This window comes from Phytohabitans houttuyneae, from assembly GCF_011764425.1.
GTDB classification, from domain to species: Bacteria; Actinomycetota; Actinomycetes; order Mycobacteriales; family Micromonosporaceae; genus Phytohabitans; species Phytohabitans houttuyneae.
In genome coordinates this window covers 41,848-56,266 of sequence record NZ_BLPF01000003.1, presented here as the reverse complement: position 1 = coordinate 56,266, position 14,419 = coordinate 41,848, and the positions used below count along the sequence as shown (strand labels likewise).

The following is a 14,419-nucleotide window of genomic DNA, read 5'->3' as shown; positions in this document are numbered from 1 at the left end:
CGTCCGGTCTCCTTCAGGCGGACGTCGCGGTAGCTCAAAATCTCCGGTGAATGTCGGTCACGCGGCCGCCCTCGCGCGCCAGGCGTAGTCGGGGTCGGCTTCGTCGCGGGCCGGCTCGAGCACCGGGTCGGGCTGCTCGGTCGCGAGCGCGACCACCGCGAGCAGCGCGAACGCCAGGCCCGCCGCGCCGAACGCCCACGCGTAGCCGCTCGTCGTGGCCGCCGTGAGGTCCGCCCCGCCGACGTGGGTGCTGCGTGCGGCCGCCACGGCCATGAGCAGGGCGACGCCGAGGGTGGGGCCGATCTCCATGAACGTGTTCATCAAGCCGCCGGCGAGGCCGGCCTGGCGGGGCTGCACGTCGGCCATGGCCAGCACCGTCGCGCCGGAGAAGGCCAGCGCGACCCCGGCCGGCACCAGCACGAGCCCGGGCAGCAGGCCGGTCAGGTAGGTGGTCGCGGGGTCGAGGCCGGACAGGTGCAGGAAGCCGGCGGCGGTCAGCGCGAGGCCGGTGGCGACGACGGCGGGTGCGCCGTAGCGCTCGATGGGGCGGCGGCCGATGCGGCCCATGACGATCAGCGAGACCGCGTACGGCACGAACGCCAGCGACGTGTGCAGCGTGGTCCAGCCGCGGACCTGCTGCAGGTACAGGCCGAGGAGCAGGCAGATGATCGACGAGCCGGCCGCGGCGAGGCCGATGGCGAGGAGGGAGATCACGCGGCGCGAGTTGGCCAGGAAGGACAGTGGCAGCAGCGGGCTGTTGCCGCGCAGCTCCACCAGCACGAACGCGAGCATCAGCGCGAGGCCGCTCACCAGTGGGCCGGTCACCTGGGGTGAGGACCACGGGTACTGGTCGGTGATCACGAAGCCGTAGCTGAGCATCGTGATGCCGCCGGTGGCGAGCACCGCGGCGGGCAGGTCGAGGCGGGGGCGCTGGCCGGGGTGGACGCGCGCCGCCTCGGGCACCAGCCGGGGCGCGATGAGCAGCGCGAGCGTGGCGATCAGCGCGGGCGCGGCGAACATCCACCGCCACGACACCCACGTCGTGGCGATGCCGGCGAGCACGACGCCGGACGTGGCGCCGAGCACCGAGATGCCGCCCCACCGGGCCATCGCGTGGTGGTAGCTGACCGGGTCGGCGAAGACGCCGCGCAGCACCGCGGTCAGGGCCGGCGCGATGATCGCGGCGCCGATGCCCTGCGCGAACCGGGCGCCGACCAGCATCTCGTAGCCCAGCGCGTATCCGGCGCTGATCGAGGCCGCGGCGAACAGGAACAGTCCGATCAGGAGCATGCGGCGCCCGCCGTACCGGTCGGCGAGCCGGCCGCCGAAGAGCAGCAGGCCGCTGAACGACAGCGCGTACGCCGCGCTGACCAGGATCAGCTGCGCGCGCTCCAGGCCCAGCTCGCGACCGATCGCGGGCAGCGGCACCGACACGACCGTGATCGTGAAGATGAGCGTGGCCTGCACGAACGCCAGCAGCGTGAACGCTCGCCTGCGCCGGGCCACCACGCGCCTCGGCAACGGAACGATGGCTAGTGTCACGGCTCCTCCCGCCAAAGAGAACCGCGGATATTTTCACCTATACGTCGACGCTGCGTGCCTGGTTCACTACCGGGCGCATCAATTCTCTGTGACGGGAGTGGTCAATGTCCACTCACGGACGGTGACTACGGTCCGCCGGACGCGGTGCCCTCCTGGTAGCGGGTGCCGGCGACGCCGTGCGGGTCGGCCGCGGCGGGCGGCGGCGTGGTCGCGGGATCGCCGGCGGAGATGCCGCGGCGCCGGTCGCGCCACATCAGGTAGCCGCCGCCGGCGGCGATGAGAACGACGAGTACACCGATGACGACAAGCGCTTCCATGCACCGAGGGTAGGGCGCGCGGACCAGGCGGTCAGCCACACCTTCAGGCGCGCATGGACTTCAGCGCGGCGGTGGCGGCCTGCTCCACGATCTCGATGCCCTTCTCCTGGGTCGAGTGGTGGTCGGAGAGGACCGCCATCAGCCAGTCGTGGCCGTCTTCGGTGATGCGGCCGATGCTGTTGACCACCCACAGGCCGTTGTCGGCGCTGACCTGGACCCAGCCGTTTTTGACCCACACGCCGGAGGTCGCGGCGGGCGCGGCGGCCGGCACGCCCCACCGCTGCTCCTCGACGACCTTGCTCATCAGCCCGAGCACGAACCGCGCCGCGGCCGTCGACAGTGGACCGCCGTTTGTCGTGATCGTGCGCAGCAGCCGCACCTGGTCGGCGGCCGTCGTGGTGGTCACTCCCCACGCGGAGTTAGCCTTTGTCTCCTTCATCCCCAAGGCGGCATTAGCCCTGTTGAGCCCGGAAACCCCGCCGACCGTGCGGAAGAGGCGGCTCGCCGCGTCGTTGTCGCTCACCGTGATCATGTCGGTGGCGAGCGAACGCTGCGTCGAGCTGAGCGTGTCGTCGGCGAGCAGCAGCGCGGCGAGGATGTCGACCTTCACGATGCTCGCGGTGCGGAACCGCCGGGTGCCCACCGAGAGCCCCGCACCGGTTACCCGGTCGTGCAGCGCGACGCTGACCCGCCCGCCATTGGCCCGCACCAGCCGCTCCAGCACGACCTTGGTCTCGGCCACCCGGTCGGGCGTCGGCGAGGGTGTGGGCGACGGCCGGCTGGCTTTGGGCCCGGCGCCGCTCGGGCCGGACGCGCCGGCCGAGTCTTGCGATCGGAGAGTCACGACACCGGCACCTGCTGTAGCCAACCCAGCGACACCGGCCGCTGCGGCCAGGGATAGCAACCCGCGACGGGAGGTGGTCCTCACATGTCAGTTGTACGCGTACCAACTCGGTGTTCGTTCAACGCCTGCACCTCCGCGTAGCTGACCAGGTCTTTCGCCGGCCCGCTCCCGTCGGCCACGGCCGCGGCCGCCTCCACCGCCGCGGTCAGCGCGACCCGGAAGAGCAGCGAGCCCGTGCTCACTCGCCGCACGCCGAGCGCGGCCAGGCGGTCGAGCGAGAGTCCAGGTACAAATAGGACATTGAGCGGCACCAGCGCTTTCTCCACCAATGCGCCAATCGCCGCGTCGTCGGTCACTCCGGGCACGAAGACGCCGTCGGCGCCGGCCTCCGCGAACGCGCGCACCCTCCGCAGCGCCTCCTCCAGCGGCGCGGGGGTCGCCCCCCCGCAGCCAGTGCGTGTCCGTGCGGGCATTGACAAACATTTCCGGTACCCGTGCCTTGATCCCGCCGATCACGGACAGCTGGTGGCCGATCGGGGCGAGGGTGCCGTCCGCCCGGCCGTCCTCGATGTTGATGCCCACGACGCCGAGGCCGGCGAGTTCGGTGACGAGGTCCGCCACCTCCTCGGGCCGCTCGCTGAAGCCGCCCTCGATGTCCACGCTCACCATGCACGGCAGCCCGCGAAGCCGCCGGGCCAGGTCGACCGTCTCGTCCCGGGTCGCCCCGGTGCCGTCCGGCTTCCCCGCCGCCGCCGCGACGCCGAGACTCGTGGTACCGACGGCGGCGAACCCCCGCGCCGCCAGCGCGGCCGCCGACGCGTGGTCCCACGCGTTGGGCAGCATGAGCAGCCGCTCGCCGTGGTGCAGGTCCCGGAAGCTCATCGCCCCTCCCCCGTCCCGGTGCCGGACAGCGCGGTGACGGAGCCGGATGGCGCCGCCGCCCCCGTCGCGATGGCGAGCGCGTGCGCGCGTCCGGGGCAGACCCGCGGCTCCCCGCCGAACGGCAACCCGGCCGCCGCGAGGTCCAGGACGAGCACGTCTCCCGCCGCGACCACCGTCCCGCCCAGCGTGGTGTCCACAGTGGCCACTCGCCGCGTCGCGCGTACCGGCGGCTCCGCCCGCAGCCCGTCCGCCACCGACCCGTGCGCCACCGCGGCGCGCACCAGCCCGGCCGTCGCCGCGTACGCCTGCACGAGCAGCCCGATCCGGTTTGCCACCATTTCGTCACCCGCCGCCGGGAGCAGCGCCACCAGCGCGGCCACCCCGCCGTCCGCGGCCCTCTCGGCGTGCGCGTCGCCCGGCGCCAGGTAGACGGCCGCCACCGCGGGCAGCGCCGCGACCACCCCGTCGACATCGCGCACGCCGAGCGCCTCGGCCAGCACCGCGACCGCGACCTCTGCGGCGGGGCGGCCCGAGGCGGCGGCCGCGGCGCGGAGCTGTTCCGGATCGATCGCGGCGAGCTCGCCCTCGACGATGGCCCGCCGCCGCGCGTGCGCCGGCCCGTGACTGAACCGCGCCACCGCCGAGCGCAGCCACGCCATCGATCCGGCCGGTCCGTCCGCCGGCGGGGGCACCGGCACGAAGCGGCCGTCCGCGAGCACCGCACGCACCTCGTCGGGCGCGTTCAAGAAGATCTCCACACCGCAGACGCTAAACCCGGGATCCTTCGGTGGCGGCCGAAGCGACCCCTCAGTCCTCCGGCCGCCGCTCCCGGAACTCCCGCTTGAGCCGCTCCCGCCGCTCCTGGTCACGGCGGCGCCAGTCGTCCATGTCCGCCTCCGACCGCTCCCGCACCTCCGCCGCCGGGTCCCAGGCGAGGTCGAGCCGGCGCACCTCGTCGTACAGCAGCTCCGGCGGAACACCCAGCTCGCGCAGCCGGGCCAGCGTCTCCAGCGAGGACAGGCCGTCGAGGAAGGCGAAGACCGGGTCGGCGTCCGCGTAGTGGACCGTGGCCCGCAGCTCGCGGTCGAGCACCAGGCGCACCGCCCGCCGGGGTGGCGAGGGTGTGGCGAGGAAGACCAGGTCGGGCGCTTCGGAGTCCATCGGGTCGAGGTCGAACCCGGCGCCGGCGAGGGCGTGCTTGAGCCACGCGTACGAGCGGAACCGCAGCTCGCCGCGGGACACCAGCTCCTCGCCGCCGGGAAACCGGAAGTGCGTCTCGTAGCCCACGAGGTCGCCGTCGGCGCGGGCGTTGGCGCGCCAGACCTCCACGCCGCCGCCGACGACGCGGTGGCTGTCCGGCGGCGTCCACTGTGTCCAGCACCGGGCGGCCGGGTTGCGGCTGTCGAACACCAGCCGCCCGCCAGGTCGCAGCGCCCGCCGGATCGCCGCGAACGTGGCCAGCAGCGCCCGGTCGTCGGTGATCTCCTGTACGACGTTGCCGGAGAGCACCACGAGGTCCCACTCTCCGGGAGCGAGGAGCGTCGCGTCGCCGCGCGCCCAGCGCACCAGGTCACCGCCCGGACGCCGGCGCGCCGCGTCGAGCATCGCCGCGCTCGGGTCGACACCGAGCACGCGGTGGCCGCGCCCGGCCAGCTCGACGGCGAGCCGGCCCGTGCCACAGCCCACGTCGGCGACCGTGTCGGCGGGCAGCTGGGCAGCCAGGTCGACGTAGAACGGGACATCGGGTCGCTCGGCGGTCAGGCTGTCGTACAGGGCGACAAGCCGCGGATCGAGGTACTCCTCCCCCACGCGGCCAAGCCTAGAGCGTCAGGGCTCGATCACGATCTTCCGGCCGACACCTTCCCGAAACTGACCCATCGCTTTGGCGTAATCGTCGAGCGGATAGTGGTGGCTGACGAACACCTCGGCGTCGAGCAGCCCACCGGCCCACAGCTCGCCGGCCCGGTCGAAGCTGTGCAGCACCGCCATCGAGCCGGTGATCGTGATCTCCTGGTTGTAGATCTTGTACGGCTCGATCACCGCGCGGGCGCCGTACGAGGCGACGCCGAACTGCAGGAACGTGCCGCCCTTGCCGACCCGCCCCAGCCCGTCGGTGATCGCCGCCTCCACGCCCGTACAGTCGACGACCACGTCCCACCCGCGCGGCGCGACGAGCTCGTCCGCCGAGGTCACCGCCGCCGAGCAGCCCAGCAGCCGGGCGGTCTCCAGCCGCGCCGGGTTGATGTCCACCATGGACACCGACGCCGCGCCGGCCCGCTTGGCCAGCTCCATCATCATCAGCCCCATCGTGCCGGCGCCGTAGATGAGGTAGTGGTCGGCGAGCCGGCGCGGCAGGACGTCGAAGCCGCGCACCGCACAGGACAGCGGCTCGATGAGCGCGGCATCCGCCACGTTGACGCCCTCGGGTAGGCGGAAGCAGTTGGCGACCGGCGCGAGCGCGAACTCGGCGGCGCCGCCGGGCCTGGTGACGCCGATCGCGTTCCAGTTTTCGCACAGGTTGCCGCGGGCCCGTTTGCACTGGTAACACTCGCCACAGTGCAGGGACGGGTCCACGGCCACCTGCTCCCCCACCGCGAGCTCGGTCACCGCGCTGCCCACCTCCACGACGCGGCCGGCGAACTCGTGGCCGGGACGATCGGGTAGGCGGGTGCGAACTCGCCATCCATGATGTGCAGATCAGTGCCGCAGATCCCGCACCCGGCCACCTCGACGACCACGTCGCGGGGGCCGGGCGTGGGGTCCGGCACCTTCTCGATCGCGATCTGCCCGGGGGTGACAACCACAGCGGCCTTCACTTGACGGCTCCCATCGAAAGGCCCCGCACGAGCTGCTTCTGCGCCAGCCAGCCGGCCAGCACGACGGGCAGGGAGACGAGCGTGGCGGCGGCACACAGCCGGGCCAGGAACAGACCTTCGGAGGAGATGAACCCGACCAGGAAGATCGGCGCCGTTCCGGCGCGGGTCGCGGTCAGGTTGACCGCGAAGAAGAACTCGTTCCAGGAGAAGATGAAGCAGATCAGCGCCGTCGCCGCGAGGCCCGGCGAGACGATCGGCAGCAGCACCCGGCGGATCGAGACGAGCAGCCCGGCGCCGTCCATCTCGGCGGCCTCGAGCACCGACGCCGGCACCTCCAGCAGGAACGAGCGCATCATCCAGATGGCCAGCGGGAGGTTCATGGCGCTGTAGAGGATCACCATGGTCCAGACGTTGTCGAGCATGCCAAGCTCCTTGACCACCAGGTAGATGGGCAGGAGCGCGGCGACCGCCGGCAGCATCTTGGTGGAGATGAAGAAGAACAGCGCGTCCCGCCACTTGCCCACCGGCCGCAGCGACAGCGCGTACGCGGCGGGCGTGGCCAGCACCAGCACGAGCAGCGTGGAAAAGAGGCTGGCCATCAGCGAGTTGAGCAGGTACGGGGTGAGGTCCCGGTCGAACACCTGCCGGTACCCGTCGAGCGTGGGCATGAAGACCCAGGTGGGCGGGTTGGACGCGGCGTCGGCCTCGCGCTTGAAGCCGGTCAGCACCATCCACAGCACCGGGAAGAAGAAGGCCAGCCCGCACGCCCAGGCCAGGATCGTCCAAGGTAGACGCCTCATCGGGAGACCTCCATCTTGAAGAGGCCGGAGATGACCCGCAGCGCGAACGTGGCGACGACGATCGTGCCGATCACCACGACGACGCCCGCGGCTGCGGCCTCGCCGTACTCGAACTTGCGGAACGTGGTCAGGTAGATCTCGTAGGGCAGGTTGGTCGTCGCCGTGCCCGGCCCGCCCTGCGTGATCGTGAAGACCGCGTCGAACGTCTGCACCAGGTAGATCGAGCCGAGCAGCGCGGACAGCTCCAGGTAGGGGCGCAGGTACGGGAGCGTGACGTGCAGGAACGTCTGCCATCCCGTCGCGCCGTCGACCCGTGCCGCCTCCAAAGTCTCCAGCGACTGCGACTGCAGCCCGGCCAGGATGATCAGCATCATGAACGGTGTCCACTGCCACACGAGCGTGGCGACCACCGCGACCATCGGGTAGCTGGAGACCCAGTCGGTGTCACCGCCGAGGACGCCGTTGATGAGGCCGTACGCCGGGTTGTAGATGGCGTGCTTCCACAGCAGCGCGGCCGCCATCGGCATCACCAGGAACGGCGTGATCAGCAGCGTGCGCACGATCCCCCGGCCGGGAAACTTGCGGTCGAGCAGGATCGCGAGCCCCAACCCGAGCAGCACCGACACGATCACCGCGCTGGCGGTGAGCACGACGGTGTTGAGGAGCGCGGCGCGCAGCCGACCGTCGGACAGGACCGTGGCGTAGTTGGACAGGCCGGTGAACTCGCGCGAGCCGGGGCGCAGCGCGTTCCAGCTCAGCGTGGACAGGTAGAGCGTGACGAGGAACGGCACCTGCGTCACGATGATCGCGAAGATCAGCGCGGGGAGCAGCGGCGCCCGCCGGGACCACCGGTCGCGCCGGGAGGCCGCCGGCCCGGCCCGCTTGGTGGCGGGCCGGACGGGCGCCTTCTCCAGGGTGGCGGCGGAGCTCATGCCCGGCCTCGCTTCGCTCCGGGCGGGCAGGGGCCGCGAAGGGCGGAGGGTCTCATTTGCGGTACTTCTCCGCGACGGTCTCGGCGAGCTTCTGCCCGTCGGCGAGCGCCTTCTCGACGGATGTCTTGCCGGCGATCGCCGACGCCACCTCCTGGGAGACCTTGGTACCGAGGTCCGCGAACTCGGGTATGCCGACGAACTGCACGCCCAGCGCCGGCCGCGGCTGCAGGCCCGGGTTGGTCGGGTCGGCCTCCTCGATGGCCTTCAGCGTGATGTCCGCGAACGCGGTGGCCGACTGCTTGTACTCCGGCAGGTTGTAGGTCGAGGTGCGCTTGCCGGCCGGCAGCCGCGACCAGCCCAGCTTCTCGCCGACCAGCTTCTCGTACTCCTTGCCGGTGGCCCACGAGATGAACTGCCACGCGGCGTCGGCCTGCTTGGTGGTCTTCGGCATCGCCCACGCCCAGGCCCACAGCCACCCGGACGACCTGGTCTTGTTCACCGGCGCGTACGCGTAGCCGACCTTGCCGGCCACCTTCGAGGCCGACGCGTCTTCGAGGGTGCCGGCGGCGGAGGTCGCGTCGTACCACATCGCCGCCTTGCCCTGCCCGAACGTGTTCAGGCACTCGGTGAAGCCGGCCTGCGACGCGCCCGCCTCGCCGTACTGCCGGACGAGGTCCACGTAGAACTTGGTGGCCTGGGTGAACTCCGGTGAGTTCACCTTGGGCGTCCAGTCCTTCTCGAACCAGGTGCCGCCGAACGTGTTGACCACGGTGGTCAGTGGCGCGAAGACCTCGCCCCAGCCGGGCAGGCCGCGCAGGCAGATGCCGGCGACACCGGCCCGCTTGTCGTTGAGCTGCTTGGCGAACTCGGCGACCTGCTGCCAGGTCGGGCGCTCCGGCATCGTGATGCCCTTGGCCGCGAACAGCTCTTTGTTCCACATCAGAAACGAGGACTCACCGTAGAACGGTGCCGCGTACAGGTTTCCGTCCTCACCGGACAGTGACTTGACCATGGGCTCGAGCAGGTCGGCCGAGTCGTAGCCGGAGTCCTTGTCGGCGTAGCTGGACAGCTCGTGCAGCCAGCCGTTCTTGGCCCAGATCGGCGCCTCGTACGCCCCGATGGTGACCACGTCGTACTGCCCGCCCTGGGTCGCCACGTCCTGGGTGACTTTGTCGCGCAGCTCGTTCTCCGGGAGGATCGTGAACTTCACCGTGATGCCGGTTTCCTTGGTGAAGGCGTCCGCGGTGAGCTTGGCGATGTCCTCCATCTGCGGGTTGCCCACCATCAGCGCGGTGATGGTCTTGCTGTCCCCGTCACTGCTCGAACCGGATCCACCGGCGCCCGAGCAGGCGGCGAGCGTCATAACAAGTGCGGAAATACCGATAAATAAGGGGCGGCGTGGCACGGCAAACCTCCCGTGATAGCGAGTTATCGGGGGTTCAGACCCGCAGGACCTGCGGGCCGAGCAGGGAGTAGCGATGGGCCTCCGACGCGGGCAGCGCCGCGTCGGTGACGATGGTTTCGAAGTCGGCGATCTCGGCGAAGCGGCAGAAGCTGCTCACCCCGAACTTCGTGTGCACCCCGGCGAACACCCGCCGCCGGGAGACGCGGACGACCTGTGACTTCACGTCGGCCACCGCCGGGTCGGGCGTGGTGAGCCCGTGCTCGCGCGAGATCCCGTTGGCGCCGACGAACGCCAGGTCGATGACGAAGCCGGCCAGCATCGCGGTGGCCCAGTGATCCACGGTGGCGAGCGTGCGCCCGCGCACCCTCCCCCGAGCAGCAGCACGGTGGTGGCCGGGTTGGCGGCGAGGACCGCGGCGGTGCTGAGCGAGGCGGTGACCACGGTCAGGCTCCGGTCGGCGGGCAGCGCCTCGGCGATCAGCTGGGGCGTGAACCCCTCGTCGACGAAGATGGTCTCGGCATCGCCCACGAGATCGGCGCAGGCGGCCGCGATCCGGCGCTTTTCGGGCACCCGCCGGGTCGTCCGCATCGCGAGAGTGGTCTCGAAGCGGGCGGTCTCCACCGCGCGCGCCCCGCCGTGCGTACGCCGGACCAGACCGTGCTGCTCCAGGGTGCGCAGGTCACGCCGGATGGTCTCCGGCGCCACGGCGAGCTCGGCGGCCAGCTTGCCCACGTCGACGTCGCCGTTGCTGCGGGCCAGAACGAGGATGCGGTGCTGCCGCTCGTCGGCATTCATCCGCTCCACCTCCGTCCCGTCTTCCGGAAACAGCAACACGCGAATAACCATGTTCTAACACCGCCGAAACGGTGTGAGCCGGTTCACAGGGCGGTTTCCTGCGCCTGACTTTGCCCGCTCGGACCAGCGGGAGCAACGTTTACCAGCAGATCTATCCCGACATAGCCGCTTAATCCGGATGCCCGAACGGGCGAAGTTCGCGCCCGTTCCCTGCCCGTTTGATGCGCCCGCCCGCGTACGACGTGCGGTGTGGATGCGAAGAATCGGGACATAAGAGATGTCCCGGGCCGCGCCGCGAGGGCGACGAAGGCGATCGGGCCCGCGGCGGCCGTCGCGACCGCGCTGAGCGCGATCGCGCTCAGCGCGATCGCGGCCAGGATCAGCATGCCCCGGGTATGACCGACGGGCACGCCCAGCGACCGCGCGGTGTCTTCGCCCATCTCCAGCAGCGCCAGCTTCCGTCCATAGTGGAGGTCCACCCGCTCAGCAGGAACACGAGCAGCAGCGCGCCCGCGGCGAGGAGCGGGCCGCCGCCCCTGGCCGCTCCGGCGGCCCCTCTCGCCATACGCACGACGGTTAGATTAGCCTCGCCTTACTATGCGTGGGGATCAAGGAACCGTCCTGGGCCGGGCGATCGGCGGCCAGCGGCGACATGTCGGGCTGGCCGCCTTGTTCGCCGCCAGCCATCAGGCGGGCGAGGCACTCGTACCCGTGGTGATCGGTGTGGTCATCGACACGGCCGTCGCGACCGGCTCGGTGACCCGCCTCGTGCTGTGGCTGGCCGTGCTGGCGGCCGTCTTCGCGGTCCTGTCGTTCAGCTGGCGGTTCGGGGCCAGGGCCGCCGAGCGCGCCTCGGAGTGGGCCGCCCACGACCTGCGGGTCGACCTGACCCGCCGCATCCTGCACCCCGGCGGCGGTGCCGAGACCGGCCGACTGGCCGGCGAGCTGGCGAACATCGCGACCGGCGACGCGGGACGGGTGGGCGGCGTCAACGTCGTACTCCCCTCGGCCATCGCCGCGCTCACCGGCTTCCTGGTCAGCGCCGTCGCGCTGCTCTGGATCTCCGTCCCGCTCGGCCTCGTCGTCCTGCTCGGCGCTCCCCCGCTGCTGTGGCTCGGCCACCTGCTGGGCCGCCCGCTGGAACGCCGCAGCGCGGTCGAGCAGGAGCGCGCCGCCCACGCCTCCGGGGTCGCCGCCGACCTTGTCGCCGGCCTGCGGGTGCTCAAGGGCATCGGCGCCGAGCGCGCGGCTGTCGACCGCTACCGCGGTACCAGCCAGGAGTCGCTGGCCGCCACGCTGCGCGCCGCACGCACGCAGGCCGCGCACGACGGCGCCATCCTCGCCCTGACCGGCGTCTTCATCGCCGCGGTGGCGCTGGTCGGCGGCCGCCTCGCGGCCAGCGGCGACATCAGCGTCGGTGACCTGGTGGCGGCGGTCGGCCTGGCCCTGTTCCTGCTCAACCCGCTGCAGCTCTTCGCGTGGGTCAACGCCGAGCTGGCACAGGGGCGCGCCTCCGCGAAGCGGATCGCCGCCGTCCTGGCCGCGCCCGCGGCGGTCACGGCCGGCGGTGCCCGGCTGCCCGATCCGGTACGCGGCCGCGTCACCCTGACCGGTGTCCACCACGGCCCGCTGTCCGGTGTGGACCTGGAGGTGGCGCCCGGCGAGCTGCTCGGTGTCGTGGCGCCCGACCCGGCCGCCGCGACCGCGCTGCTGTCGGCGCTGGCCCGCGACGCGGACCCGGCCGAGGGCGAGGTGGCGCTCGACGGCGTCCCGCTGTCCACACTGGACCCAGCGGACCTGCGCGGCGCCATCCTGGTGGCCGCGCACCACGCCACCCTCTTCGCCGGCCCCCTCCTCGCCAACGTCACGCCCGCCTACGCCACCGCCGGCGGCGTGGACCGCGCGCTGGCCGCCGCCAGCGCCGACGAGGTCGCCCGCAGCCTCCCCGACGGCGTCGACACCGTCCTCGGCGAACGCGCACAGTCCCTGTCCGGCGGCCAGCGCCAGCGCGTCGCCCTGGCCCGCGCGCTCGCCGCCGACCCGCCGGTCCTCGTGCTGCACGACCCCACGACGGCGGTGGACGCCGTGACGGAGTCCCGGATCGCGGCCGGCATCCGCGAGATCCGCGCCGGCCGCACGACGGTCGTCGTCACGACCAGCCCCGCGCTGCTGGCCGCCACCGACCGCGTGGCCGTCCTCGACGGCGGCACGGTCACCGCCGTCGGCCGCCACGCCGACCTGGTCGCCACGGACGCCACGTACCGCGCGACGGTCCTTCAATGACCGCCAACGAACAAACGGTGACCGGCAACGAAGGACAGGAGAGCGACGTGACCGCCACTTCCGGCCGGCTGCTGCCCACCGCGAGCGGGCGGGAGACGTGGGCGGCCGTACGCGGCCTGCTGCGCGGGCGGCGGCTGCGGGCGCTCGGCGCGTTCGCCGTGCTCGTGGCGGCCACCACCGCGGGCCTGCTGACCCCGCCGCTGCTCGGCCGGATCGTCGACCTCGTCGCGGACGGCCAGCCGGCCGGCGCGCTCACCACGCCCGTGGTGCTGCTCGTCGTCGTCGCGGTCGTCCAGGGTGGACTCACCGCGCTGGGAGTGGCGATGGTCGCCGGGCTGGGCGAGGAGATGCTGGCCCGGCTGCGGGAGCGGTTTGTGGCCCGGGCGCTGCGCCTCCCCTCGAACAGGTCGAGCGGGCCGGCTCCGGTGACCTCAGCGCCCGAGTCACCGCGGACGTCGCGATCGTCGCCGAGGCCGTCCGCCGCGCACTGCCGCAACTGGCCCGCGCCGGCCTCACGATCGTGCTCACGCTCGTCGGCCTCGCGCTGCTGGACTGGCGTTTCATGCTGGCCGCTCTCCTCGCCGTGCCCGTGCAGGCGCACACCGTCCGGTGGTACGTGCGCCACGCCATCCCGCTCTACGCCGAGCAGCGGATCAGTGTCGGTACGCAGCAGCAGCAGTTGCTCGACACCGTGGGCGGCGCCTCGACGGTGCGCGCGTTCCGGCTCGCCGACCGGCACGTCGACCTCGTCACCGAGCGCTCGTCCGCCACGGTCACGCTCGCGCTGCAGGCGGTACGGCTGATCACCCGCTTCTTCGGGCGGCTCAACCTCGCCGAGTACATCGGCCTGTCCGCCGTGCTCGTCACCGGTTTCGTGCTGGTGCGCGCGGACGCGGCGAGCATCGGCACGGCGGCCGCCGCCGCGCTGTACTTCCACAACCTCTTCAACCCCATCAACATCGCGCTCGCCCTGGTGGACGACGCGCAGGTCGCCGCCGCGGGCCTCGCCCGCCTGGTCGGCGTCGCGTCGCTGCCGGCCAGCCCGGAGACGGGGGCGCCGCAGGTCGTCGGCGGCTCGGTGAAGGCGGCCGGCCTCGGCCACTCGTACGTGCCCGGCCACCCGGTGCTCCGCGACGTCGACCTGCACATCGAGCCGGGCGAGCGGGTAGCGCTCGTCGGCGCCAGCGGCGCCGGGAAGACCACGGTGGCCAAGCTCGTCGCGGGCATCCACCGCCCGACGGCGGGCACGGTACACCTCGGCGGGCTGCGCCTGGACGAGCTCGGGCCGTCCGCGACCGGCGGCGCCGTCGCGCTGATCACGCAGGAGGTACACGTCTTCGCCGGCCGCCTCGACGACGACCTGCGCCTGGCGCGGCCCGGCGCGACCGAGCCCGAGCTGCGCGCCGCGCTCGACCGGGTGGGCGCGCTCGCCTGGGCGGATGCGCTGCCGAACGGGGTGTCCACAGTGGTCGGTGAGGGCGGGCACGAGCTCACCGTGACGCAGGCGCAGCAGCTGGCGCTGGCCCGCCTCGTCCTGGCCGGCCCGCCGATCGCCGTCCTGGACGAGGCGACCGCCGACGCCGGCAGCGCGGGCGCGCGGGTGCTGGAGGAGGCGGCGACGGCCGCACTGGCGGGGCGCACCGCCCTGGTCGTCGCCCACCGGCTCACCCAGGCCGCCTCGGCCGACCGGGTCATCGTGCTCGAGGCGGGCCGGGTGGTCGAGTCCGGCACGCACGACGAGCTGGTGGCCGCCGGCGGCCGCTACGCCGCCCTGTGGGCGGCCTGGTCCACGACCCGCTGACC

The 14,419-nt window shown here is 72.6% G+C and carries 14 protein-coding genes and 2 pseudogenes; 2 read left to right on the top strand and 14 right to left on the bottom strand.

All coding sequences use genetic code 11. From position 1 onward, the window contains the following. Nucleotides 1-57: 57 nt before the first annotated feature. The 14 genes and pseudogenes from Phou_RS35215 to Phou_RS55115 all read right to left on the bottom strand — a co-directional run bounded on the left by Phou_RS35215 (nt 58) and on the right by Phou_RS55115 (nt 10,812). Nucleotides 58-1,542, bottom strand: coding sequence for an MFS transporter (locus tag Phou_RS35215; protein ID WP_218579415.1), 1,485 nt, complete (start codon nt 1,540-1,542; stop codon nt 58-60). 125 nt (nt 1,543-1,667) lie between these two features. After that, the gene (locus tag Phou_RS35210) at nt 1,668-1,859 is read right to left on the bottom strand and encodes a hypothetical protein (RefSeq protein WP_173065168.1); all 192 of its coding nucleotides are present in this window, start codon (nt 1,857-1,859) and stop codon (nt 1,668-1,670) included. Between the two features lie 43 nt (nt 1,860-1,902). Beyond that, on the bottom strand, nt 1,903-2,703 hold the full coding sequence (locus Phou_RS35205; RefSeq protein WP_173065165.1) for a serine hydrolase: 801 nt from the start codon (nt 2,701-2,703) through the stop codon (nt 1,903-1,905). Between the two features lie 80 nt (nt 2,704-2,783). After that, the gene (locus Phou_RS54720; protein ID WP_281365133.1) at nt 2,784-3,176 is read right to left on the bottom strand and encodes an isocitrate lyase/phosphoenolpyruvate mutase family protein; all 393 of its coding nucleotides are present in this window, start codon (nt 3,174-3,176) and stop codon (nt 2,784-2,786) included. A gap of 58 nt (nt 3,177-3,234) precedes the next feature. After that, a pseudogene (locus Phou_RS54715) lies at nt 3,235-3,546 on the bottom strand (isocitrate lyase/phosphoenolpyruvate mutase family protein); the annotation flags it as partial. Nucleotides 3,547-3,581: 35 nt separating this feature from the next. After that, nucleotides 3,582-4,343 (bottom strand): cytochrome P450 family protein, encoded by a 762-nt coding sequence (locus Phou_RS35195; RefSeq protein ID WP_178134995.1) that lies wholly within the window; start codon nt 4,341-4,343, stop codon nt 3,582-3,584. A gap of 49 nt (nt 4,344-4,392) precedes the next feature. Further along, the gene (locus Phou_RS35190) at nt 4,393-5,394 is read right to left on the bottom strand and encodes a class I SAM-dependent methyltransferase (RefSeq protein WP_173065162.1); all 1,002 of its coding nucleotides are present in this window, start codon (nt 5,392-5,394) and stop codon (nt 4,393-4,395) included. A gap of 18 nt (nt 5,395-5,412) precedes the next feature. Then, nucleotides 5,413-6,204, bottom strand: coding sequence for a zinc-binding dehydrogenase (locus tag Phou_RS55825; RefSeq protein ID WP_371872244.1), 792 nt, complete (start codon nt 6,202-6,204; stop codon nt 5,413-5,415). Next, nucleotides 6,189-6,401: an alcohol dehydrogenase catalytic domain-containing protein gene (locus Phou_RS55120; RefSeq protein WP_308784717.1), complete on the bottom strand. Its 213-nt coding sequence runs from the start codon at nt 6,399-6,401 to the stop codon at nt 6,189-6,191. Before Phou_RS55120 ends, Phou_RS55825 begins: the two co-directional genes overlap by 16 nt. After that, complete coding sequence (locus Phou_RS35180) at nt 6,398-7,201, bottom strand: carbohydrate ABC transporter permease (RefSeq protein ID WP_173065159.1); 804 nt, start codon at nt 7,199-7,201, stop codon at nt 6,398-6,400. Before Phou_RS35180 ends, Phou_RS55120 begins: the two co-directional genes overlap by 4 nt. Beyond that, nucleotides 7,198-8,133, bottom strand: coding sequence for a carbohydrate ABC transporter permease (locus Phou_RS35175; RefSeq protein ID WP_173065156.1), 936 nt, complete (start codon nt 8,131-8,133; stop codon nt 7,198-7,200). Before Phou_RS35175 ends, Phou_RS35180 begins: the two co-directional genes overlap by 4 nt. Before the next feature lie 52 nt (nt 8,134-8,185). After that, complete coding sequence (locus Phou_RS35170; protein WP_173065153.1) at nt 8,186-9,496, bottom strand: ABC transporter substrate-binding protein; 1,311 nt, start codon at nt 9,494-9,496, stop codon at nt 8,186-8,188. Nucleotides 9,497-9,572: 76 nt separating this feature from the next. Beyond that, nucleotides 9,573-10,333: pseudogene (locus Phou_RS35165) on the bottom strand (DeoR/GlpR family DNA-binding transcription regulator). Between the two features lie 83 nt (nt 10,334-10,416). Further along, a complete protein-coding gene (locus Phou_RS55115; RefSeq protein WP_308784716.1) occupies nt 10,417-10,812 on the bottom strand; it encodes an iron chelate uptake ABC transporter family permease subunit in 396 nt (131 codons plus the stop codon). Nucleotides 10,813-10,930: 118 nt separating this feature from the next. Between Phou_RS55115 and Phou_RS35155 the strand changes: the two genes are divergently transcribed. Both Phou_RS35155 and Phou_RS35150 read left to right on the top strand, forming a co-directional pair. Then, nucleotides 10,931-12,616: an ABC transporter ATP-binding protein gene (locus Phou_RS35155; protein ID WP_173065150.1), complete on the top strand. Its 1,686-nt coding sequence runs from the start codon at nt 10,931-10,933 to the stop codon at nt 12,614-12,616. Nucleotides 12,617-12,713: 97 nt separating this feature from the next. Continuing rightward, nucleotides 12,714-14,417 carry an ABC transporter ATP-binding protein gene (locus Phou_RS35150; protein ID WP_443094378.1) on the top strand — a complete coding sequence of 568 codons (1,704 nt, stop codon included), beginning with the start codon at nt 12,714-12,716 and terminating at the stop codon, nt 14,415-14,417. The last annotated feature ends 2 nt before the right edge of the window (nt 14,418-14,419 follow it).

Coding starts and splice junctions, on each gene's coding strand:
- Phou_RS35210 (WP_173065168.1), bottom strand. CDS start 1,859: ATGGAAGCGCTTGTCGTCATCGGTGTACTCGTCGTTCTCATCGCCGCC.
- Phou_RS54720 (WP_281365133.1), bottom strand. CDS start 3,176: ATGCCCGCACGGACACGCACTGGCTGCGGGGGGGCGACCCCCGCGCCG.
- Phou_RS35180 (WP_173065159.1), bottom strand. CDS start 7,201: ATGAGGCGTCTACCTTGGACGATCCTGGCCTGGGCGTGCGGGCTGGCC.
- Phou_RS35175 (WP_173065156.1), bottom strand. CDS start 8,133: ATGAGCTCCGCCGCCACCCTGGAGAAGGCGCCCGTCCGGCCCGCCACC.
- Phou_RS35170 (WP_173065153.1), bottom strand. CDS start 9,496: ATGACGCTCGCCGCCTGCTCGGGCGCCGGTGGATCCGGTTCGAGCAGT.
- Phou_RS35155 (WP_173065150.1), top strand. CDS start 10,931: ATGCGTGGGGATCAAGGAACCGTCCTGGGCCGGGCGATCGGCGGCCAG.